The sequence below is a fragment of the Pseudactinotalea sp. HY160 genome (assembly GCF_009372055.1).
GTDB lineage: Bacteria > Actinomycetota > Actinomycetes > Actinomycetales > Beutenbergiaceae > HY158.
This window is the reverse complement of the sequence record NZ_WHMT01000002.1, coordinates 285784-307193: the sequence shown is the minus strand read 5'-3', so window position 1 is coordinate 307193 and position 21410 is coordinate 285784. Positions and strand designations below refer to the sequence as shown.

Sequence of the window (21410 nt, the reverse complement as noted above, 5' to 3'; positions counted from 1 at the left end):
GGCGGTACAGTCGATCCATGGCAGTGACGTCGTCGCGCTCCTGGCTCGCGCCGTTCGTCGTGCTCACGCTCGTCACCGCCGTCGACGTGATCCGCGCGGCCTGGGCCGATGCGATCTTCTTCGCGGTCGCCATCGTCCTGGCCGCTGTGCAGACCCGCTCGCCCCGGCGCCCGCGGCACGCCCTCGCGGGGCGGGCCCCGATCTCAGCGATCGTGGGGACGGCGCTCGCGGCCCTCCTCGTGCTCACCTTCACCCCGCGGCACGGCCTCGGCGCCGGAGTCGTCGTGTGTCTGCTCGGCGCCGCGACCGTCACCGTCGCGGTCCTCGGCGGCTGGCCACGCGGGCGGAGTGGACTGAACGAACCGGCTCCCGCCGTGGACCACAGGCGGGGCGACGAGCGCGGCGACCCTGGGCTGCGGCGGGCGGGGCGCGCCTGGGGCGCGATCATCGTGGTCGCCGGGCTATGGGAGCTGACGGCCTACCTCACCTGGCGCTGGGGCGTGCTGGCCGACGGGATCATGCCCTCGATCTCCGACGTCCTCGACCCGATTCTCGACACCTTCGCGGGGAAGGCGGCCTTCGCGGCGATCTGGCTCGCGGGCGGCGCAGGCCTCCTGATCCGCGCTTGGCGGACGGGGGAGGACCGATGCGTCTGATCACGATCGCCGTCTACTCGCTCTGCCTCGCCGCGGCCCTCGCCCTGACCGCCTGGTCGCACCGCCATCCGGATCGGGTGACGCCGGTCGCCGGGCTGCTCGACTCGATCCTCTCCGCCCGGGCCGCCCGCATCACGCTGCTCGTGTTCTGGTGGTGGCTCGGGTGGCACTTCCTGGTCAGCTGAGCCGAGTCGAGTGCCTCATGCGTCATCCCGCACGTCGTCGTCCCGGACGGCTCGGTGGAATGCGCGGAGCCCGCCGGCCAGCCTGTTCTTGAGTGATCGGGCCCGGTCGAGGGTCTCGGTGCCGAACTGTCCGACCGCGCCTGCCCCCTCCGCACCTGTATGCCGGCCCCTTCCTTCGCGCCGACGCGGCCGCGGGCGGCCCCGACCCGTTCGAGCCCGACCCCTTCCGGCGGGCTCGGCCGTTCCCCCGCCCCCGCCAGGCCCGGACGAGCAGGTCCGCCCCACCCGTGAGCCACACCAGCGCGAAGTGCGCCTTTCCCGACCGTCCTCGTGAATTGAGGTGAGGTGAGCTGAGGTGACGCGAGGGCGACTACGCGTGCATGAGTCGGATGCCCTCGCCGAAGGTCGTGGTCCGGTCGCCCAGTTGCAGCGCGCGGAAGGTCATGGTCGCCGACTCTTCCAGCAGGAGGGCACGCCGCAGTGCCATGAGGACGTCGTCCCCGATCGTCGAGCAGCCGTGGTTGCTGAGCACGATGCAGTTGTGATCGTGCGCCTGGGCGGCGGCCCCGTCGGCCAGTTCGTCCGACCCGTTCGGGAAGAACGGCACCTGGCCGATCGACGCGACGTAGTGGGCGTGGTCGAGCGTCAGGTGGCGGATCGGCAGGTCGAGGGCGTCGAGCAGCACCGCGTACTGCGGGTGGACGTGCACGATCGCCCCGGCGTCGGAGCGCTCGACGTAGGTGCGCTGGTGGAGCTTCCACTCGCTCGAGGGGCGGTCGGCGCCGCCGAGCCGCCGCCCGGACAGCGACACGACGGTGAAGTCGGCGGGCGTGAGCCGGTCCAACTGGGTGGCGGCCCCGGTGACGAGGAATCGGTCGGATCCGGGTTCGCGGGCCGAGAGATTGCCGCCGGTGGCGTGGACCAGGCCGCGAGTGACGGCCACGTTCCCGGCGTCGACGAGTTGTTCGATGAGATGGTGCTCGGTCGGAGTCAAGATGATGGTCAAGGTGTCCCCCAAGGACGTGAAGAGGATGAGGCCGTGCGCGGCGGATGCGCGACTGGTCAGGCGACGAGCACGTTGACGCCCTCGTCGCGAATCGGTTGGAGGTCCGCCTCCGGCACGCCGTCATCGACGATGACGTCCGTGAACTCGCAGACTTCGCCGAGCCGATAGAGGGCGCCCCGGGCGAACTTCGTGTGATCCATGAGCAGGACCCGGCGCCGGGCGGCGGCCACCATCGCCCGCTTGGTGGTGACCACCCGCTGATCCTGATGGTAGAGCGTCGCCCCCCGCAGCGAGGAGGTCGAGGCGAACAGCACGTCGGCGTAGAGGTCCTCGAGGTTGCCCTCGCACATCATCCCGAGGAATGCGCCGTAACCCGGGATGAACTGTCCGCCGAGGCCGATGAGCTTCACGTGCGGGTGGGCGCTCGCCCCCTGCATGACCGGTAGGCAGTTCGTGATGATCGTCAGCGGATCGCGCTGGACGAGGTGCGGCACCACCGCGAGGGCGCTGGTCGAGTCGTCGATGATGACGACGTCGCCGTCGGAGGCCAGTTCGGCCGCAGCGGCGGCGATGCGCTGCTTCTCCTCGACCGAGTGGCCGCGCCGGTACAGCAGGTCGCTCTCGAAGCCGGTCGACCGCTGCGCGGAGGCACCACCGCGGACTTTGCGCAGAACCCCCAGCTCCTGGAGTTCGTGCAGGTCGCGATGGATCGTCATCCGGCTGACGCCGAGGGAGTCGACGAGCCGGTCGACGTTAACGAAGCCGGATTCGCGCACCGCACTCGTGATGTACTCGAGCCGATCGCCCTTCGCTCGTGGATTCGTCTCGGTGTGGTCGCGGCTCACGTCGTCGTCCAAGTTCTTCTCCTCTGGCGCTGTGGTCTCGAAACGGTGTGCGTGCCGTGGGTCATCAGCTCGAGAGTCGGGGGTGTGCGACGCGGAACTCCTCGACCTGAGCCAGATCCACGATCCCGGCGTCCGATCCCAATCCGGTAGCAACGAGACTGCCACAGGCGAGGCCGCGTTCGGCTGCTTCGGCGGGCGACAGTCCCTCGAGGAGTCCGGAGATGAAGCCCGCGGTGAACGCGTCTCCGCACCCCGTCGTGTCGACGACGTCGATCGCGTAGGCGGGCAGCACGACCTCCTCGGCGCCGGCCGGCGCGATGCTCACGCCGTCGCCGCCCAGGGTCAGCACGGTGCACCCCACGCCGTGCTCGTGCAGCCAGCCGATGATCTCACCGCGCTCCTCCGTGCCGACGAGCCACCCTGCCTCCTCGATGTTCGGCATGACGTAGTCGATGAACGGCAGGGCTGGGGCGATGAGCTCCTGGGCGTCCGGTCGCGGGCTCATGAGGAAGTCGACGGTCGTCGTCGCTCCCAACGCCTTCGCGCGCTGCAGGATGCGGGCCATGGGGGCGCCGTCGATCCCCGGCAGGATGAACGCCCCGCCGAGATGGAAGACGCTCGCCTCACCGACGACGTCCCACGGCACGTCGTCCTCCGTCAGTGCGGCGTTCGCGCCGATGACGTGCAGCGCGGGGCGGGATCCGTCGGTTCGGATGGGCAGGAGGCTCGCGGAGGTCTGCAGCGCCGGGTCGACGAGCAGGTGCTCGGTGTTCACGCCGTAGCGAGCCATGGTGGTGCGGACGAACTCGCCGATCGTGTCGTCGCCCACGCGCCCGACCGTCGTGACGTCCACACCGAGCTTCGCGAGGTTGACCGAGGGTGCCGCGGCCGTGCCGGCGACCGTGAACTTGATCTCCTCGAGGAAGCTGAGCTGCTGTCCGGGCGGCACGGCGGTGAAGGGCCAGCCGAGCGCGTCCGCGATGTGCGCGCCGAAGGAGACGACCTGTGACATGTGACTTCCTCTCGTCGGGTGGGCGGGGCGTCGTCGGACCGGGGCTTTCGTCCCCAGGCGCACGCTGTGCGCCCGCTCTCAACGTCCGGCCCGAGTGACCGGCGCGTGTGCGGTGTCACGTCGGGCGGACCGCGATGTAACAGCCGACCTGAGTAAATCACATCTACGTGCCGATCGACCACTGTCCGGTTGGATCCGCGCCATAATGCGGATGTAGCACCGGTACAGTGCGGTTCCATCGTGATCATCCTGTGACTTGACGCGTTACAATTGACTCATTACTGTGACAGCGACGTTACAACTGGGACTGCTGCACAGCCCACGACAGTTCGAAGGAGAACCCATGAAGGTTCGTATCCGCACGGCGCTCAGCGGCATCGCCGCCCTGGGGGCGATCGGAGCACTCGCCGCCTGCGGCACCACCGGCAGCCAGGACGGCGGTGCACCGTCGGGCGAGGGGAAGGACGGCCCGTACCAGATCGCCACGGTTCCCAAGGTCGACGGTATCTCGTGGTTCGAGGCGATGGCGAACGGCGTCGAGCAGTTCGACGAGGACCTCGGCGAGGAGGTCGACGCCTGGCAGATCGGCCCGGACACGGAGGATGCGGCGAAGCAGGTACAGATCATCGAAGACCTGATCGCGCAGAACGTCGACGCGATGGTGGTCGTCCCGAACGACCCGCAGGCGTTGGAGCCGGCGCTGACCAAGGCGCGTGAGCGCGGCATCGTGGTCATCACGCACGAGGCGCCCGCCCTCGCGGGCACCGAGGCGGTCGACTACGACCTCGAGGCGTTCGACAACGCGGTGTTCGGCGAGCGGATGTTCGAGAAGCTCGCGGAGGGCATGGGCGGCGAGGGCACGTTCGTCGGCATGGTCGGCTCGCTCACCTCCGAGACCCACATGGCCTGGTACAACGCCGGCATCGCCTACCTCGAGGAGAACTATCCCGAGATCACGCCGGTGACTGCGCAGCCGTACGAGGACAACAACGACGACGCGACCGCCCGGGCGAACGCCTTGGAGATCCTCCGCGCCTACCCGGACCTCGACGGCTTCGTCAACGGTTCGGTGTCGGCCGGGGCGAACTTCTCGGCCGTACTCAAGGAGAAGAACAACACCCACGTCACCGTGTCGAGCCTGTCGCTGCCGTCGGTCGCCGGGCCCTATCTCGAGGAGGGCTGGACCTACTCCGCGCAGACCTGGAACCCCGCCGGTGCCGGCTATGCGGGCAACGTGCTCGCGCTCAAGCTCCTCCAGGGCGAGACGATCGAGTCCGGCATCGACCTCGGCTTTGAGGGCTACGAGTCGGTCACGGTCGACGGCGAGATGGTCGTCGGCGACGCGATCATGATGCTCGAGAAGGGGCAGTTCCCGGACGGCTATCCGTTCTGATCGTCTGACCGCGCCGGGCGGGCCCCACGGCCCGGACCCGCCCGGCACCGCCCACCTCGGGGCGCGATGCCCCCATTCCCGGAAAGAGTTCGCATGAGTGATCCCATCCTCGTGGCGGAGGACCTGTCGATCTCGTTTGGCGATGTTCGCGCCCTCAAGGGCGTCGACGTGACGATCGCCAGAGGCGAGGTCCGCTGCCTCGCCGGCGAGAACGGCAGCGGCAAGTCCACCTTCGTCAAGATCGTCTCGGGCGTGTACGCGCCTACGGGCGGCACCGCCACGGTCAACGGCCGCCGGATCGAGGCGAATGATCCACGCGCTGCGATCGCGGCCGGCGTCCAGGTGATCTACCAGGACCTATCACTCTTCGACCACCTGAGCGTCGCCGAGAACATCGCCATGAACGCGATGCTGCACCATGGCGCCCGTCTCGTCAGCCGGCGACGCCAGCAGGAGATCGCCGCCGTGCAGCTCGAGCGGATGCGCGTGGACCTGCCTCTCGATGCGCCGGTGGGCACGTTGTCCATGGCGAACAAGCAACTCGTCGCGATCGCCCGGGCCCTGAGCCTGGACGCGCGCATCCTCTTCATGGACGAGCCGACCACGGCGCTGACCACGAAGGAGGTCAAGCGACTCCTGACGATCGTCCACGAGCTGAAGGAGTCGGGCCTCGCGATCGTCTTCATCAGTCACAAGCTGGACGAGGTCTTCGAGATCGCCGACACGATCACGGTCTTCCGGGACGGCGCCAAGGTCGGCGACTTCGCGGCCGAGGACCTGGACTCGGCGTCGCTGAGCTACCACATGACCGGCCGAGAGGTGCTGTACAACGAGTTCGAGCGTTTCCCCAGGCCCGACGACGCGACCCGGCCGCCGTTGCTCGAGGTCCGCAACCTCACCCGCCGGGGGAACTACCGCGACATCAGCTTCGCCGTGCGCGCGGGGGACATCGTCGGCCTCACGGGCCTGCTCGGGGCGGGGCGTACGGAACTCGCCCTGAGCCTGTACGGCCTGAACAAGCCCGACAGTGGCGAGATCCTGGTGAACGGCCGGGCCGTGCGGATCGAGCAACCCTGGGATGCCATCGATCTCGGCATCGCCCTCGTGCCGGAGGACCGCGGCACCCAGGGGCTCTTCGGAGAGCAAAGCACCGCGATCAACTCGACGTCGCCTCAGCTGGACAAGATCCTCACCCGGTGGCGCACGCTCGATCAGAAGGCGGAAGACGACATCGCCACGGGCGTCATCGACGAGATGCGCGTGAACAACAAGAACCCGGACGCGATCGCCGGGCGGCTGTCCGGTGGCAATCAGCAGAAGGTCGTCATCGGCAAGTGGATCGCCACGGATCCGGCCGTGTTCATCCTCGACAGTCCGACGGTCGGGATCGACATCGGCTCCAAGGCCGAGATCTACGACCAGATCCAGGCCCTGACCGCCGCCGGAATGGGCGTCGTCCTCATCTCGGACGAGCCCGAGGAGATCGTCGCGAACTGCAATCGCGTCATCGTCATGCACGAGGGCGACGTGATCGCGACCTTCGGCGACGACGACCGTCGTCTGCCCGGATTCACGGAGCGGCTCGCGGACGTCATCGCCGATCCCACCAGTGCTCAGGCCCTTGCACCAGGAGAGACCCGATGAGAAGCTCACCCTTCCGAGCGATCATGAACCGTCGTGCGACGGGCATGGAGAAGTACCTCGGCGCCATCATCGTGGCGTACGTCGTGATCGTCGCGCTCAAGAACCCGTTGTTCTTCAGCGTCGAAACCCTGTTCGACATGATCTACAGCGGCTCCGGCGTCATGCTGCTCGCCCTCGGGGTCCTGGTCGTGCTGGTCTCGGGCGGGATCGACGTCTCGTTCACCGCCGTCGCCGTCGTCTCCGGCTACATCTCGGTCAGGACGATGCTGGCGCTCGGGGTGGACGACATCCTGTTCGCCCTGATCGTCGCGGTGGTCGTCGGCCTCCTGCTCGGCGCCTTCAACGCGCTGCTCATCCACTACCTCAAGCTCTCGACGCTTATCGTGACGCTGGGAACGATGAGCGTCTACCACGGCCTCATGGCGGTGCTGCTCGGCACGACGTCGTACTCGGTCGGCCAGATGCCCGCCTCGTTGGTGGAGTTTGGATCGAGCTACCTCGTCACGATCAGCACCGACTCAGGAGTGTTCGGTCTGACCGTCTTCCTGCCGATCGTGCTCGCGGTGGCCGTGCTCACCTGGTTCCTGCTCTATCGCACGATGCTGGGCCGGTCCGTCTTCGCGATCGGCTCGAGTGAGGAGTCCGCGCAGCGCCTCGGCATCAACGTGCTGCGGACCAAGCTCTTCGTGTACTGCTACACCGGCGCGCTGGCCGGGATGATGGGGATCCTCTACTTCTCCGAGCTGAAGTACGTGAATCCCACGTCGCTCATCGGGGATGAGCTCTTCATCATCGCGGCCGTGGTCATCGGCGGGGCCAAGCTCACAGGCGGTGAGGGCACGATCCTCGGTGCCTTCCTCGGTGTCGTGATCTTCCGGCTGTTCGGCGCGACCCTCGTCTTCCTCGGGCTCAGCTCCTCGTGGAACGGCCTCTTCTTCGGAACCGTGCTCCTCATCAGCCTGGGCGTCATGTACCGCCGTCAGCGCCTGAGTGATCGCAAGAACCTCGTCTTCGCCGCGGCGTGACCCAGAACTGGAGACAGACAATGAACGCAGTCGTGCGAAAGTTCTCGCAGGACCGGAACCTCTCGGTGATCAGCGTGCTCACCCTGACGACCCTCGTGGTGCTCATCGCCACGCTGGGCGGCCGGTTCCTCTCGGCCGGCAATCTCCAGTCGATGGGCACCCAAGTGGCCGAGTTTGGCCTGCTCGCCCTGGCGATGGGCCTGGCGATGCTGCTCGGCGGGATCGATCTGTCGATCGTCTCGGCGGCGGTTCTGGCGGGGATCGTCGGCACGAAGTTCCTCGCGGGCGATGTCGTCGCCATCACGCCGGGGAACGAGTCGATGGTCATGGTCCTCGGCGCGGTCGCGATGCTCGTGACCGGGATGGCGTGTGGACTCCTCAACGGCCTCCTCATCGCCAAGGTCTCCGTGCCGCCCATCCTGGCGACGCTGTCGACGCTCATCTTCTTCGCGGGAGTGGGCATGGTGATCACCGACGGACAGAGCGTACCGGTGACGATCCCGGGCTTCGCCGAGTTGGGGGTCGCCACGGTGGCCACGGTCCCGGTGGTGTTCGTGGTCATGGCGCTCGTGTTCGTAGTCGTCGGCTTCATGCTCCGACGGACGCGGACCGGCCGACGGATCTACCTCTACGGCGAGAACAACGTCGCCCTGCGGTTCACGGGGGTTCGCAACGAGCGGCTCGTCATCATCACCTACGTGCTCATCGGCCTCATCGTCGGCGTTGCGGCGATGATCATGGTCTCGCGCGTCAACTCCGCGCGCGTCGGCTTCGGCGAGTCCTATCTGCTGCAGGCGATCCTCGTCGTCGTCCTCGCCGGGTTCGACCCCTACGGTGGGCGCGGTCGGGTCGCGAGCCTCGTGCTGGGCCTCGTGTTGCTCCAATCGTTGCAGAGTGCGTTCACGATCCTCCGGTTCGACCCCTATATGAAGACCTTCATCTGGGGCGCCGCGCTGCTCGTGATCATGGTGATCCACCACGTGCTCAACATCCGCTCGGGCCGGCGCAGTCGCGAGAAGGAGCCGGGCACACCGCCGATCGCCGGCCCGCAGCAGACGCTCGTGGACGCGGAGGCCTGAGATGTCGGACTTCCAGGCGGACGCGCGCACGGTCCTCGGCGAGCTCGGCAAGACGCTCGGCCGGATCGATGCCACCCGGATCGACGCGCTCGTGGCCGCGCTCGAGCGTGCGGGTCGCGTCTTCGTGCTCGGGGTCGGCCGCGAGGGCCTCGCCGCGCGCGGATTCGCCATGCGGCTCATGCACCTGGGCTTCGAGTGCCATTGGGGCTGGGACGACACGACGCCGAACGTCGCCGAGGGAGACACGTTCCTCCTCGTCAACGGTTCGGGCGCGATCGGCCACCTCGACTACGTGTTCGAGCAGGTGCGCGCGGCGGGCGCACAGACCCTCGTGGTCACCGGCGTGCCCGATGGGCGCACTTCGCGGGAGGCGGATCTGACGATCGCGATCCCGGCCACGGTCTACCGAGGCAGCGGCGACCTGGTGACCTCGATCCAACCGATGGGCAGCCTGTTCGAGCAGGCGACGGGGCTGATGTTCGACCTCATCGTGCTCCGGCTCGTCGAGGCGCGCGGCCTCGACTTCGATGCCCTGGCCGCCCGGCACCGCAACTTCGAGTAGCCCGAGCACGGGCGACCCTTTCCGAGCATGGAGTGACGATGACGAAGATCCACAACGACCCGGCCACGTTCACCGAGGATGCCATGCGCGGGTTCTGCATGGTCAACGAGCGATACGTCCGCGCAGTCCGCGGCGGAGTCGTCCGGCGCTCCCCCGGACCGGACGGAAAGGTCGCCGTTCTCGTCGGCGGCGGGACCGGACACTATCCCGCCTTCGCCGGCTGGGTCGGTCCCGGCTTCGCGGACGGCGCCGTGGTCGGCAACATCTTCAGCGCCCCGTCGGCCCAGTACGCGCAGTCGGTCGCTCGGGCCTCGGAGCGCGGAGGCGGGGTGATCTTCGCATACGGAAACCACGCGGGCGACGTCATGAATTTCGGGATGGCGACGCAGGCCCTCCTCGACGCGGGGGTCGACGCGCGTCAGGTCGTCGTGACGGATGACATCCATGCGGCGGGCACGGACGAGATCTCGCGCCGACGGGGGATCGCCGGGGACTTCACGGTCTTCAAGGTCCTAGGCGCGGCCGCCGAGACCGGTGCGCCGATCGACGAGGTCGAACGGCTCGGTAACCTGGCCAACAACCGCACCCGGACGGTGGGGATCGGGTTGTCGGGCTGCACCATGCCTGGCAAGGCCGAGCCGCTCTTCACGGTCGAGGCAGGCACGATGGCGATCGGTCTCGGGCTCCACGGCGAACCCGGCATCACGACCGTCGAGCTCGGCACTGCCGCGGACATCGCCCACCACCTGGTCGAGCCCCTGCTCGCCGAGGATCCCGGTGACGATCGGCGGATCGCCGTCGTGCTCAACGGCTTGGGAACCACGAAGTACGAGGAGCTCTTCCTGCTCTGGGCGGAGATCGCCCCCCTGCTCACCGCGGCCGGTTACGACCTGGTCGAGCCTGAGGTGGGCGAGATCGTGACCAGCCTCGACATGGGCGGCGTCTCCCTCACGATCACCTGGCTGAACGATGAACTCGAACCGCTATGGCGCGCCGCCTGCGACACGCCCGCCTGGCGGCGCGGGACAACGGTGGCATCGGCATCGGCCCAGACACCGACCCCGGCATCGGTCGAGGACGGCGCCGGGGCCGAGGAAGCCGCGGACGTGGTGGAGATCCCCGAGGCCACGGCCGCCTCCCTGGAGCATGCGCGCAGTGCGGTGCGCGCCGCCGAGAAGGCGCTTGCCGCGATCCGGGCGAACGAGGCCGAGCTGGGGCGGCTGGACGCCGTCGCCGGTGACGGTGACCACGGCCGTGGCATGACGCGCGGGGTGAGCGCCGCGTGCGTCGGTGCTCGGGAGGCGGCCGGTGCCGGCGCCGGGCTCGGCACCACGATCGCGCGCGCGGGCGAGGCGTGGGCGGATGCAGCGGGCGGTACGTCCGGTGTGCTGTGGGGCTCGGCACTCGGAGCCGCGGGGCGGCGGCTCGGGGATGGCGATGTCGACCCGGCGAGGGTCGCCGCCGCGGTCGAGGAGTTCGTGGGAACCATCGGAGGGCTCGGCGGAGCCCGGGTGGGAGACAAGACGATGCTCGATGCGATGGCTCCGTTCTCGGCCTCCCTCGGCGCCGAGATCGGCTCGGGACCGGGTGCAGCGGAGGCGGCGGTGCGCGCTGCTGAGGCCGCGGCTCAGGCGACGGCCGACCTTGAGCCGAGGATCGGCCGAGCCCGCCCCAACGCCGGCCGGAGCCGGGGGGCGCCCGATCCTGGCGCGGTCTCCTTCGCCCTCATCGCTCGTGCTGTGGTCGCCAGCCTCGCAGCAGAGGACGAACGGTGCTGACCGATCCCGAACGTCTGTATGTGACGTACCGGCTCGGCTCCGCCGACCTGTCCGGGACCATCGAGGCGATCAGGGTCGAGCAGACCATCGAGTTCCCGCATGATTTGGCGCGGGAGTGGATTCGGGAGACGCTCGTCGGCCGGGTCGAGGAAGTCGCCGGTGATCGGGTGACTTTCTCCTATGACCCGAGGATCCTCGAGGCCGATGGCGCAGTGACCCAGTTCCTCAACGTCGTCTGGGGCAACGTCTCGCTCATGGATGACGTTCGGGTGGTCTCTATCGAGCCGCCGCGGACGCTTCTCGACTCCCTGCCCGGGCCCCGCTTCGGGACCTTCGGGGTCCGCAGGCTCGTCGGCGCGGCCGAACGTCCGCTCCTCATGACCGCACTCAAGCCGATGGGCATGCCGGCACCCGAGCTCGCGGCCCATGCGGGCCTGCTAGCCGGTGCCGGCATCGACGTCATCAAAGACGACCATGGCCTGGCTGATCAGCCGTGGGCTCGCTGGCGCGAGCGGCTCGTCCGGTGCGCCGAGGCCGTTGCCGAGGCCAACGAGCGGACAGGTCGGTCGGCGCTCTATGCGCCGTCTCTCAACGTTCCGCTCGACCGCGTGGTCGACTGCGCCCACGCGGCGCGGGAGGCGGGCGCCGGTGCTCTGCTCGCACTTCCCGGACTCTCCTCCTTCGAGATGGTTCGTGTGCTCGCGAGCGACCCCTCGATCGGGCTGCCGGTCATCTCCCACCCCGCGGGCCTCGGCTCCTTGACCGCACGGGGAAGCCACGGCTTCGAGCCGGGGCTGATCTACGGCCTGCTGAATCGGTTGTGCGGGGCGGACCTGTGCGTGTTCGTCAGCCATGGAGGCCGGTTCGGCCCGAGCGCGGCGGAATGCGAGCGGATCCGGGATGAGTGCCGCCGCCCGCTCGGGACGGTCGAGACGTCGATGCCCGTGCCCGGCGGCGGCATGTCGATCGAGCGGGTGGGTGCTCTGTACGACACCTACGGCGCCGACGCCGCGTATCTGGTCGGTGGCGCGCTCCATCGCGGCGACCTACGAACGAATGCGAGTGCGCTGCGGGGTGCAGTCGAGCGCCTCGCGACGCAAGCCTGACGCACCGGCACGATCCACGAATCGATAGACCCTCAAGCGATTGGACACGATCACCATGACCTTCAGAATTGCCGTCGGCGCGGACAACGCCGGCTTCGAGTACAAGGAGGCCATCAAGCGGGACCTCCAGGGAGATGCACGCGTCGCCGTCGTCGTCGATGTGGGCGTCGGCGCCGCCGACGACGGCACGTACTACCCGAACGTCGCCATTGCGGCGGCAGAGAAGGTCGCCCGCGGCGAGGTCGACCGGGCGTTGCTGATCTGCGGCACCGGCATGGGGGTGGCAATCGCGGCGAACAAGGTGGCCGGGGTCCGGGCGGTGACGGCTCACGACTCCTACTCGGTGGAGCGGTCGGTCCTGTCCAACGACGCCCAGGTGCTGACCTTTGGTCAGCGGGTCATCGGCCTCGAGCTCGCCCGCCGGCTGGCATCCGAATGGCTCGCTTACCGCTTCGACGACACGTCGGCATCGGCTGAGAAGGTGGCACGTATCCGCGACTACGAGACCTCCTAGCCGGATCCACCGGCGCGTCGGGGCGCCGGTGACCGCCGCTCAGCCACCTGGGATGAGAGCCGCGCCGTCGGCACGTGCCTGGAGCGGACGGTGATGGGGCCCACGCGGCCGCCGCAGGGGCTCGCGCTGAGGTCCACCTTTCGCTCTTCACCCATTCACCGCCGGCCGCCGACCTGTGGCTGCTGAGCTCTGATGGCTGACCGAGGCGGTCACGATAGCGGCAGGCCGCACCCTGGGCGAGCTGTACCGTCCCTGCGCGAACGCGTCGAAGGGCCGATCCCACGCGGGTGCCGGCCCTTCGACGAAGGTGGGGTGGGCAGGCGTCGGGAGGTGCGTGGGATGCGGGTGGCCGGCAGCGCTCACGGGCCAGGAGTGATCAGCCCTCCTCGGACCCGGTCTGCGCCCCCTCGGCGGGCGCGCCGCTCGGCTCCGTTCCCGGGGCCCCCGCGGCGGCCGGCGGCGCGGCCGCTCCGACCGGCGCGAGGTCGGGATCGGCGTCGATGTCGACGGCAGCCCCGAGGAACTGGGTCATGTACAGGTCGTGGTACGGGCCGCGGGCCTCGAGGAGCTCGGTGTGGGTGCCCTGCTCAACGATCCGGCCGGACTCCATCATGAGGATGAGGTCCGCGTCGCGGATCGTCGAGAGCCGGTGGGCGATCACGAAGCTCGTGCGATCGGTGCGCAGGGCGTTCATGGCGTGCTGCACGAGCAGCTCGGTGCGGGTGTCGACCGAGCTCGTAGCCTCGTCGAGGATGAGCAGCGACGGGTTCGCGATGAACGCCCGGGCGATCGTGAGCAGCTGCCGCTCGCCGGCGGAGACGGCGTCGCCGTCCTCGTCCACGACCGTGTCGTAGCCGTCCGGGAGCTGCCGCACGAAGCGGTCGACCATCGTGGCCCGGGCCGCCTCGACGATCTCCTCGTCCGTGGCGTCGAGGCGCCCGTAACGGATGTTCTCGGCGATCGTGCCCTCGAAGAGCACCGCGTCCTGGAGCACCATCCCGACCCGGGAGCGCACGGCGTGGCGGCTGAGCGCGGTGATGTCCACCCCGTCGAGCAGGATGCGGCCCGAGTTCAGCTCGTAGAAGCGCATGACGAGGTTGACCAGGGTGGTCTTCCCGGCGCCGGTGGGCCCCACGATCGCCACGGTCTGGCCGGGCTGCACCTCGAGGGAGAGGTCGTCGATGAGCGGCGTGTCCGGGTCGTAGGAGAACGAGACGTGCTCGAACGCCACGTGCCCGTCGGTCCGGCGCGGCAGCTCGGCGGTGACGACCTCGGGAACCTGCTCCTCGGCGTCCAGAAGCTCGAAGGTGCGCTCGGCGGAGGCGACGCCCGACTGGATCATCTGGGCGAGCCCGGCGATCTGCCCGAGCGGCTGGGAGAACTCCCGCGAATACTGGATGAACGCCGTCGCGTCGCCGAGGGTGAGGTGCCCCGAGGCCACCCGCAGCCCGCCGGCGACGGCGATGAGCACATACGTCAGGTACGACGTGAACTGCATGAGCGGCATCATCGAGCCGGAGAGGAACTGGGCGCCGAACGAGGCCTTGAACAGCCGCTCGTTGCGCTCGTCGAACTCGGCGATCATCTCCCGGGAGCGCCCGAAGATCCGCACGAGCTCGAGCCCGGAGAAGGTCTCCTCGATGTGGCCGTTGAGGGAGCCGGTCTCCTTCCACTGGGCCTGGAAGCGCTTCTGGGAACGGGCGCCGACCGTGCCGGCGATGATCGCGCTGAGCGGCAGCGCCACGAGGGCCAGCAGCGCGAGCTGCCAGGACACGACGAACATCATGATCGCGATCCCGACGACCTGCAGCGCCGACTGGACGAGCTGACTGAAGCCCTGCTGCAACGCCTGCTGGATGTTGTCCACGTCGTTCGTCACGCGGCTCATCAGGTCGCCGCGCTGGCGGGTGTCGAAATAGGAGAGCGGCAGGTTGTTCAGCTTGGTCTCGATATCGGCCCGGAGCCTGTACACGATCCGCATGACCATGCGGTTGAGCAGGTAGCCGCTGGCCCACATGAGCACCGAGGCCACGATGTACAGCGAGAGCACGATGAGGATCTTCTCGCCGAGCAGGCCGAAGTCGATCCCCTGCCCGGGCACCACCCCGGACTTGCCGAGCATCTCGGCGTACTGGCCGTTCCCGCTCGCCTGCGCCTGCGCGATGAGCTCGTCCAGGCTCACGTCCGCGGGCAGCTTCGAGCCGATGAACCCGGAGAAGATGACGTCCATCGCCTGGCCGAGGATCCTCGGGGCGATGACCGTGAGCACCACGGAGACGACCACGAGCGCGATGACGAGGGAGAACAGCACCCGCTCCGGCCGGATGAGGCCGGCGAGCCGCTTCGCGGAGGACCAGAAGTTCCGGGCCTTCCGGGGCGGCGGGCCCTCGCTGAAGATGTCGGTGTCGCCGCCCATGAACTCCTCCTCGGGCACCTCGTTCAGAGGGCCCTCGGCCGGCGCGTCCTCCCGGGTCATCGGTCGGCTCCTTCGGTGCTGAGCTGGGACTCCACGATCTCGCGGTAGGTCTCGCTCGTGGTGAGCAGCTCGTCGTGGGTGCCGCGCGCGACGAGCACGCCCGCGTCGAGCACGAGGATCTGATCGGCGTCGCGGATCGTCGCCACGCGCTGGGCGACGATGATGACGGTCGCGTCCGTCGTCGCCTCCGCGAGCGCGGCGCGCAGCCGGGCGTCGGTGGCCACGTCGAGGGCCGAGAACGAGTCGTCGAACAGGTACACCCGGGGCCGCGCGGCGAGCGCCCGGGCGATGCACAGCCGCTGGCGCTGCCCGCCGGAGACGTTCGTGCCGCCCTGGGACACCCCGGAATCGAGCCCGCCGGGGCGGTCCCGGACGAAGTCCTCGCCCTGGGCCACGCGCAGCGCCTCCCACAGCTCGGAGTCCGTGGCGTCCGTGCGGCCGAAGCGCAGGTTCGTGGCGATCGTGCCGGAGAACAGGTACGGCTTCTGCGGTACGACGGCGACCACGCCCGCGAGGTCCTCGGTCGTGAGCGCGGTGAGCGGGACCCCGCTGATGCGCACCTCGCCCGAGGCGGGGTCGAACATCCGCGAGGCCAACTGGAGCAGCGTCGTCTTCCCCGAGCCGGTCGAGCCGACGATCGCGGTCGTGTGGCCCGGTTCGGCCACGAAGCTCACGTCGTCGATCACCAGTCGTTCCGCCCCCGGGTAGCCGAAGGAGACGCCGGAGAACTCGACCCGACCGGACCCCTCGGCGGTGAGCTGGGCCGCGAGGTCGTCGGTGAGTCCGGCGGAGTCCATGGACGGCTCCGTCTCGAGCACCTCCTCGATGCGCTCGGCGCAGACGACCGCGCGCGGGATCATCATCGTCATGAACACGCCCATCATGACCGCCATGAGGATCTGCAGCAGGTACTGCAGGAACGCGGTGAGCGCCCCGACCTCCATCTGGCCGGCCTCCACCCGGTAGCCGCCGAACCACAGCACGGCGGCCGTGGCCACGTGCAGGACCATCATGATGATCGGGAACATGAGCACGAAGATGTTCCCCACGCGCACCGAGACGTTCGTCAGCGCCTCGTTGGCGTCGTCGTAGCGCTTGGTCTCGTGCGGTTCCCGCACGAACGCACGGACGACGCGGATCCCCATGATCTGTTCGCGCAGCACGCCGTTGATGCCGTCGATGCGGTGTTGCATCTGTCGGAAGAGCGGCATGAGGCGGCCCACGAGCAGACCGACGACGACGACGAGCAGCGGCACCGAGACCCACACGAGCCACGACAGGCCGACGTCCTCGCGCAGCGCCATGATGATGCCGCCGATGCACATGATCGGCGCGGTGACCATGAAGTTGAAGGTCATGAGCACGAGCATCTGCACCTGCTGCACGTCGTTCGTGCCGCGGGTGATGAGCGTGGCCGAGCCGAACCGGCCCAGGTCGAGGGCGGAGAGCCGGTCGACCTGGCGGTACACGCTGCGCCGGATGTCCCGCCCGAGCGCCATGGCCGTGCGGGCGCCGAAGTAGACCGCGAGCACGGCGCTCACGGCCTGGACGAAGCAGACGAACAGCATCCAGACGCCCGTGGACCAGATGAAGTCGACGTCGCCGAGCGCGATGCCCCGGTCGATGATCTCGGCGTTGAGACTCGGGAGCAGCAGTGCGGCGATCGTGGCGATGAGCTGGAAGAGGATGACCAGGAGCGCCCAGCCGCGATACGGCTTGAGGTGGCTCCAGGCCAGGTGCAGGAGTGACACGGTTTCATCCAATGGGGGCGATCGGCGCGAGGCGTCGGGAGGGGGAGGTGTTTCGGGACGGAATGGCGTGATGGTGCGACGGTCTATTGTTCGGGCTTCGCCGCCGCGGCGCAATCCATATTTCGGATGAGGCGCCGGCGCGCGCTCACGCGGGCGGGGGAGGCCCAGGCGTACTCGACGTACTCGGCGTACGCGGCGTACTCGGCGTACTCGGGGGACTCTGGGGACTCGAGCCGGTCGTGGCCGGATCGAGGGCGGCGAGGTGGACCAGCTGGGCGAGGGTGGAGTCGAGCACGTCCCGGTAGCCCTGCGTGAAGCCGCCGAGAACCCACGTGCGCACGGCGCTCCGGCGCACGACGATGGTCGTGCCGGCGAGGATCCCCGGCAGGGGGCTGCGCTTGGGATCGAGGCCCATGCGGTGGGCCAGGGCGCGGGTGAGCTCGATCTCCAGGTGGGCGGAGGTCGCCCAAGCGGACTGGAAGAGGTCGCGATGGCGTGTGGCCACGCGGACCCGCTTCTCCCAGAGGTCCTCACCGCGCAGGACGCGCTCGCAGTCCCACAGCAGCACGGCGCGGCAGGCGGCGACGGGCGACTCGGATTCCGGCCGGTCGCGGAGCGTGGTCACGAGTTCGTCCACGTAGTGGGGGTCGACCCCGGTGAGCGCATCCTCCTTCGTGCGGAAGTAGTTGAAGAACGTGCGGGGTGAGACGTCGGCGGCCGCGGCGATGTCGTCGACGGTCACCTGGTCGAGGCCGCGGGAGTCCACGAGGGTGAGCGCGGCGCGGTGGAGCGCGGCCCAGGTGGCGCGCTTCTTGCGCTCCCGCAGGCCGGGGCGGTCCTCATGCGCGGCGATGTTCATCACAACCCAATATATGCATGCGATGAATGTTTGCACAATCTGCAATGACGGTTCTAGCATGAGGGCTCGCACTTCGGAAGGATCCCGCCCCCTCGTGACAGCCACCCCCGTCTCCAGGACGTCCCAACAGCCGGCCGGTTTCACCCTCACACCCGAGTCGAAGCGGGTGTTCATCGGCCTCATGCTCGGCATGCTCGTGGCCGCCGGCAGCCAGACGATCGTGTCGCCCGCGATGCCGATCATCGTGGCCGAGCTCGGCGGCATGTCCTATTACTCCTGGTTGGCGACCTCGGCGATGCTCGCCTCGGCCGTCATCGTGCCCGTCGTGGGCAAGCTCTCGGACCTGTACGGGCGCCGGGTCTTCTACATCTGGGGCCTCGTGCTGTTCATGCTGGGCACGGTGCTCGCCGGGTTGGCCGGGAACTTCTGGTGGCTCGTGGGCGCCCGGGTGATCCAGGGTCTGGGCATGGGCACCCTCATGCCGCTGTCGCAGGTGATCATCGGCGACATCATCCCGCCCCGGCAGCGCGGCAAGTACCAGGGCATCATGGGCGCCGTCTTCGGCATCACGTCGGTGGCCGGGCCGCTCGCGGGCGGATTCATCACCGACCACTGGGGCTGGCGCTGGCTGTTCTACGTGACGCTGCCGATCGGCATCGCGGCCCTCGTCTTCATCGTGAAGAACCTCCACCTCCCGCACACCCGGCGGGAGGCGAAGCTCGACGTGGCCGGGATCTCGCTCCTCACGGTCGCGCTCGTCGCCATCCTGCTCGCGACCTCATGGGGCGGGACCACCTACCCGTGGGGCTCGTGGGAGGTGCTCGGGGCGTACATCCTCGGCTTCGTGATGCTGGCGATCTTCATCCCGGTGGAGCTGCGGGCGAAGGAGCCGGTGATGCCGCTGCACCTGTTCCGGGACGGCACCTTCACCGCCGCGAACATCGCCTCGTTCGTCATCGCGATGGGCATGTTCGGCTCCATCTTCTACATCCCGGTCTACGCCCAGGGCGTCATGGGTGTGAACGCCACGAACTCGGGCCTCATCGTCATGCCGATGTCGCTCGCGATGATCCTCGTGAGCGTGGGGGTCGGGCTGCTCATCACCCGCACGGGCAGGTACAAGGGCTTCATGCTCACCGGGAACCTGCTCATGGTGGTCGGCTTCCTCCTGCTCGTCGACCTCTCCTACGGCGACCCGATCTGGCACCTGCGGATCGCGATGGTCGTGCTCGGCCTCGGCCTCGGCACCGGGATGAGCACCTATGTGCTCGTGGTGCAGAACAAGGTGCCGATGCGCGATATGGGCGTGGCCACCTCGGCCGTGCAGTTCTTCCGCAGCGCCGGGGGCACCGTGGGGATCGCGATCCTCGGCACGATCATGACCTCCCGCATGGGCCCGGCGATCGCCGGGCATCTGCCCCCGGGGGCCGATGCGGGCGCGATCGGCGGCATGGATGCGAGCAGCGTGCTCGACCCCGACAAGCTCGCGCACCTGCCGGGCCCGATCGTCGACGCGGTCCGCATGGGCATGTCGGACGCCCTCCATCAGGTCTTCGTCGTGGCCACGCCGATCGTGCTCATCGCCTTCCTCGCCACCCTGTTCATCAAGAAGCTGCCCCTGCGCGACACCCTGCACGAGCCGGCCGGGCAGCAGGTCGAGGAGGTGCTCTCCGAGGACGCCGCCCAGGATGCCGAGGATGCTGAGGATGCTGAGGATGCAGCGGGCGCAGCGGCTGTCATGGACGCAGCGGTCGCGGGAGGCACAGCAGACACACGAGACACACGAGACATAGGGGACACAGCGCACGCAGTGGACGCAGTGGACTCAGTGGACGCAGCGGACACGGTGGACACAGGAGACGCAGCGAAGGCAGACCTGCTCGAGCGCGGTGTGCTCGTCGACCGGGCCGAGTGACGCCCCGCCGGGGGTGACCGCGGGCGGCCGCGGGTGGCTACCTGACGTCGACCAGGGCCGAAGGGTTGAAATCCCGGCGCGGATCAACGATCTGGCCCTGGTCGGGCGTCGGTTCAGGGCTTAGGCCCTGGTCGGGTGTCGGTTCAGGGTTCCGGCCCTGGTCGGCGCCGCCGTTGTCCAGGCTCTCGCCGACCAACCGACCGAGCGACGTGCCGACCGAGCGACCGACGGGTCGACCCCGACGTGCCGACCGACCGATCGACGGGCCGAGTGATGTCCCGCTGCGGGCCCGCTACCGTGGCCCGCATGCCCGCTGCCCCCGACGCGACCCACACCCCTGATGTGACCCGCACCCCCGCTGCCCCCGTCGCGACCCGCGCCCCCGACGTCCCCGTTGCGCCCCGCACACCGGCCGAGCCGATCGATCACGACGCCGCCCGCCGGCTGTGGGCGGCCTACGGGGCCGCCACGGGCGCCGTCCATGATCAGACCTACGAGGCGGACACCTTCGGCGACTCCCTCGAGCTCGCGAACAGCCTGCTCGCGGCGGTCACGCACGGAACCAAGCGGGCCACGAGTTCGCTGCTCGCGGACTTCGAGGCGGCCGGCGAGGCGCCGCCGGTGATCGGCGCGCACTGGGTCGCGTGCGATGGCCACGGGGTGCCGCGGGCGATCCTGCGCACGACGGAGCTGCGCGTCGCCCGCTTCGCCGAGGTGGACGGGCGGTTCGCGCGCGACGAGGGGGAGGACGACGGCTCACTCGCCTCGTGGCGGCGCGAGCACCGCCGCTATTTCGAGCGCACGTGCGCCGCGCGTGGGGCGACCTTCGCCGAGACCGACGAACTCCTGCTCGAGCGGTTCACGCTCGTGTGGCCTCCTGCGATTGCTGATGCTGCCGATGCCGCTGATATCGGGGATACTGCTGAGATCGGGGATGCCGCCGATCTCGAGGATGCCACCGGCGCGTAGCCGCTACTCCTGCGTGACGGGCGGCTTGTCCGACCACGGGAAGGCGATCCACTGGGGCGTGTGCTTCCACGTGTAGTCCGGCTCGATCACGCTCACCGGCTTCGTGTACAGCACGGCCGAGCGCGCCTCCACGGAGATCATCTCGGTCGGGCTACCGTCGTCGTCGACCTCCGCCAGGATGCCCTTGTCGCGCACGAGGTTCATCACGAGCCGCAGCGTCTTTCCCGAGTCGGCCACGTCGTCGACCACGAGCACCTTGCGCCCGGGCAGCTCGGAGGTGTCCATGAGCGGCGGCAGCACGACGGGCTCCGCGAGCGTCTCGCCCACGCCCGTGTAGAACTCCACGTTGAGCGTGCCCATCGCCTTGACGCCGAGGGCGTAGGAGAGCGCCCCGGCCGGCAGCAGCCCGCCGCGTGCCACGGCGACGACGAGATCGGGCATCCAGCCCGAGGCCACGACCGACCTCGCCAACTCCCGGGTCGCCTCACCGAAACCCTCCCAGGTGAGGATCTCCAACTCCCGATCGGTGGCGACGTCGTCGAATGCTTTGCCCATGGACGTACTCTACGCGCGCACCGCCGCGCCCCGAGGCCCGTTCGCCCGCCCACCCGCGCAGAACCCGTCGGGCGCAGGCG

General features: G+C 69.1%; 19 protein-coding genes. 12 read left to right on the top strand and 7 right to left on the bottom strand.

The genetic code is table 11. The features are described from left to right. The first annotated feature begins 17 nt into the window (after positions 1-17). Both GCG21_RS04005 and GCG21_RS04000 read left to right on the top strand, forming a co-directional pair. On the top strand, positions 18-656 hold the full coding sequence (locus tag GCG21_RS04005; protein ID WP_152817952.1) for a hypothetical protein: 639 nt from the start codon (positions 18-20) through the stop codon (positions 654-656). Further along, a complete protein-coding gene (locus tag GCG21_RS04000) occupies positions 647-841 on the top strand; it encodes a DUF6186 family protein (protein WP_152817951.1) in 195 nt (64 codons plus the stop codon). The genes GCG21_RS04005 and GCG21_RS04000 overlap by 10 nt, the downstream gene beginning before the upstream one ends. Positions 842-1211: 370 nt before the next feature. Here the strand turns inward: GCG21_RS04000 and GCG21_RS03995 are convergent, their stop codons facing one another. Genes GCG21_RS03995 through GCG21_RS03985 form a run of 3 tightly spaced genes read right to left on the bottom strand, consistent with a single transcriptional unit; the run spans position 1212 to position 3704 of the window. Then, positions 1212-1847, bottom strand: a complete 636-nt coding sequence (locus tag GCG21_RS03995) for a class II aldolase/adducin family protein (protein WP_227993107.1) — start codon at positions 1845-1847, stop codon at positions 1212-1214. A gap of 56 nt (positions 1848-1903) precedes the next feature. Continuing rightward, complete coding sequence (locus tag GCG21_RS03990; protein ID WP_194164922.1) at positions 1904-2704, bottom strand: DeoR/GlpR family DNA-binding transcription regulator; 801 nt, start codon at positions 2702-2704, stop codon at positions 1904-1906. Between the two features lie 52 nt (positions 2705-2756). Further along, the gene (locus GCG21_RS03985; RefSeq protein ID WP_152817949.1) at positions 2757-3704 is read right to left on the bottom strand and encodes a carbohydrate kinase family protein; all 948 of its coding nucleotides are present in this window, start codon (positions 3702-3704) and stop codon (positions 2757-2759) included. Between the two features lie 343 nt (positions 3705-4047). Here GCG21_RS03985 and GCG21_RS03980 point away from each other — a divergent pair, with 343 nt between their 5' ends. The 8 genes from GCG21_RS03980 to GCG21_RS03945 all read left to right on the top strand — a co-directional run bounded on the left by GCG21_RS03980 (position 4048) and on the right by GCG21_RS03945 (position 12805). After that, positions 4048-5097: a substrate-binding domain-containing protein gene (locus GCG21_RS03980; protein ID WP_152817948.1), complete on the top strand. Its 1050-nt coding sequence runs from the start codon at positions 4048-4050 to the stop codon at positions 5095-5097. A 93-nt stretch (positions 5098-5190) separates the two neighbouring features. After that, positions 5191-6741 carry a sugar ABC transporter ATP-binding protein gene (locus GCG21_RS03975; protein ID WP_152817947.1) on the top strand — a complete coding sequence of 517 codons (1551 nt, stop codon included), beginning with the start codon at positions 5191-5193 and terminating at the stop codon, positions 6739-6741. Further along, the gene (locus GCG21_RS03970; protein ID WP_152817946.1) at positions 6738-7766 is read left to right on the top strand and encodes an ABC transporter permease; all 1029 of its coding nucleotides are present in this window, start codon (positions 6738-6740) and stop codon (positions 7764-7766) included. The genes GCG21_RS03975 and GCG21_RS03970 overlap by 4 nt, the downstream gene beginning before the upstream one ends. 20 nt (positions 7767-7786) lie before the next feature. Further along, positions 7787-8845, top strand: a complete 1059-nt coding sequence (locus GCG21_RS03965) for an ABC transporter permease (RefSeq protein WP_152817945.1) — start codon at positions 7787-7789, stop codon at positions 8843-8845. A 1-nt stretch (position 8846) separates the two neighbouring features. Further along, complete coding sequence (locus GCG21_RS03960) at positions 8847-9407, top strand: SIS domain-containing protein (protein WP_152817944.1); 561 nt, start codon at positions 8847-8849, stop codon at positions 9405-9407. A gap of 38 nt (positions 9408-9445) precedes the next feature. Then, the gene (locus tag GCG21_RS03955) at positions 9446-11185 is read left to right on the top strand and encodes a dihydroxyacetone kinase family protein (protein ID WP_152817943.1); all 1740 of its coding nucleotides are present in this window, start codon (positions 9446-9448) and stop codon (positions 11183-11185) included. Beyond that, a complete protein-coding gene (locus tag GCG21_RS03950; RefSeq protein WP_152817942.1) occupies positions 11179-12291 on the top strand; it encodes a RuBisCO large subunit C-terminal-like domain-containing protein in 1113 nt (370 codons plus the stop codon). Before GCG21_RS03955 ends, GCG21_RS03950 begins: the two co-directional genes overlap by 7 nt. 55 nt (positions 12292-12346) lie before the next feature. Then, positions 12347-12805, top strand: coding sequence for a ribose-5-phosphate isomerase (locus GCG21_RS03945; protein ID WP_152818036.1), 459 nt, complete (start codon positions 12347-12349; stop codon positions 12803-12805). A gap of 376 nt (positions 12806-13181) precedes the next feature. Here the strand turns inward: GCG21_RS03945 and GCG21_RS03940 are convergent, their stop codons facing one another. The 3 genes from GCG21_RS03940 to GCG21_RS03930 all read right to left on the bottom strand — a co-directional run bounded on the left by GCG21_RS03940 (position 13182) and on the right by GCG21_RS03930 (position 17891). Further along, positions 13182-15281 (bottom strand): ABC transporter ATP-binding protein, encoded by a 2100-nt coding sequence (locus GCG21_RS03940; protein WP_370517259.1) that lies wholly within the window; start codon positions 15279-15281, stop codon positions 13182-13184. Continuing rightward, positions 15278-17032, bottom strand: a complete 1755-nt coding sequence (locus tag GCG21_RS03935; protein WP_370517258.1) for an ABC transporter ATP-binding protein — start codon at positions 17030-17032, stop codon at positions 15278-15280. The genes GCG21_RS03940 and GCG21_RS03935 overlap by 4 nt, the downstream gene beginning before the upstream one ends. Before the next feature lie 145 nt (positions 17033-17177). Next, positions 17178-17891, bottom strand: a complete 714-nt coding sequence (locus tag GCG21_RS03930) for a TetR/AcrR family transcriptional regulator (protein WP_152817940.1) — start codon at positions 17889-17891, stop codon at positions 17178-17180. Between the two features lie 94 nt (positions 17892-17985). On the opposite strand from GCG21_RS03930, the gene GCG21_RS03925 reads away from it, so the two are divergent. Both GCG21_RS03925 and GCG21_RS03920 read left to right on the top strand, forming a co-directional pair. After that, entirely contained in the window at positions 17986-19806 is a 1821-nt protein-coding gene (locus GCG21_RS03925) for an MDR family MFS transporter (protein WP_370517257.1), read from the top strand. A gap of 306 nt (positions 19807-20112) precedes the next feature. Next, positions 20113-20775, top strand: coding sequence for an ASCH domain-containing protein (locus tag GCG21_RS03920; RefSeq protein ID WP_152817939.1), 663 nt, complete (start codon positions 20113-20115; stop codon positions 20773-20775). A gap of 3 nt (positions 20776-20778) precedes the next feature. Here GCG21_RS03920 and GCG21_RS03915 read toward each other — a convergent pair whose 3' ends face one another. Next, positions 20779-21330 carry a phosphoribosyltransferase gene (locus GCG21_RS03915; RefSeq protein ID WP_152817938.1) on the bottom strand — a complete coding sequence of 184 codons (552 nt, stop codon included), beginning with the start codon at positions 21328-21330 and terminating at the stop codon, positions 20779-20781. Positions 21331-21410 lie beyond the last annotated feature (80 nt).